The organism is Bartonella sp. MU70NMGDW (assembly GCF_042194085.1).
GTDB lineage: Bacteria > Pseudomonadota > Alphaproteobacteria > Rhizobiales > Rhizobiaceae > Bartonella > Bartonella grahamii.
In genome coordinates, this window is sequence record NZ_JBHIMK010000431.1 from 1 (window position 1) to 978 (window position 978).

At 30.0% G+C, this 978-nt stretch carries 1 pseudogene; it reads left to right on the plus strand.

Annotated elements, in window-relative coordinates:
* Positions 1–188 (plus strand): annotated as a pseudogene (locus tag ACFIKE_RS11445) (FADH(2)-oxidizing methylenetetrahydrofolate--tRNA-(uracil(54)-C(5))-methyltransferase TrmFO); the annotation flags it as partial.
* Positions 189–978 lie beyond the last annotated feature (790 nt).

A 978-nucleotide genomic window follows, 5' to 3' on the forward strand; every position in this document is an offset into this window, starting at 1 on the left:
CACAGTCCTTTCAGCCAATGAATATCAATTTCGGACTCTTTCCCCCTATTGCTTCTATTAAACATTCAGGAAAACGCTTATCAAGTAAAGAAAAAAAATTAGTAAAAAAACAAGCCATAACAGCGAGAGCTCTCAATGATTGCATTCAGTGGTTAGCAGATAAAGAATCAAAGAATTCCTGTTTATAAAAAACACACGATTCGCCTCTCACCTACTGAATAGATCTTTATGACTCTCGTGAAACAATTATTCCAAAGGCTTTTAAAGACTGTCTCCTCCAATCAATAAATATTACCCTACGTTTCATCTTTTATTCAATTATGTAGGTGCTGTAAAATAACTTTTGGCTATAAAAAGCCTTTACCGCTATCAACAATTTAATATGATTTAATGAATAAAAATAAAATAATCATATAAATATATTATGAATAATAAAAAATTAAATAGATGTAAAATACATAAGCAATACTGTATTATCTCTATTAATAGTTTTTATATTACGTAATACATATTATTTTATAATAATAATTTTTCTGTTTTTTAACTTCCTACCTCAAAATTTGTGATATTCTCTCATTTTAACTCTTGTGTGATGAAGAAAAAACGCTCGCTTGTATATCACAAGTGAAATAAAGATATGGAAAAAATATTTTTAGGATAGAGCTGGAGCTATCTCTCCCCTTTCAAATTCCAAGAAAAATCACAATATTGAAAGCAAAATCTGAATATCATAAGACTCTTTCATTTTAGCCTCTCTTATAATAAATCAATAAAAATTATCTTCTTGATGCGTCACAAGCAAGGTTGGCGTATAAGTAAAAGAATAAAACTATCCCTTATGCACTCGTCTCAGATATCGAGAGCTAGTCGCAACATTATAGGAACTGAGAAAAATAGCACGGTGGCACCAACATGCGCTTTGATTAAGCGTAAATGGTAGTATATAATAACTTTTATACACGTCACAGAGTTCTATTC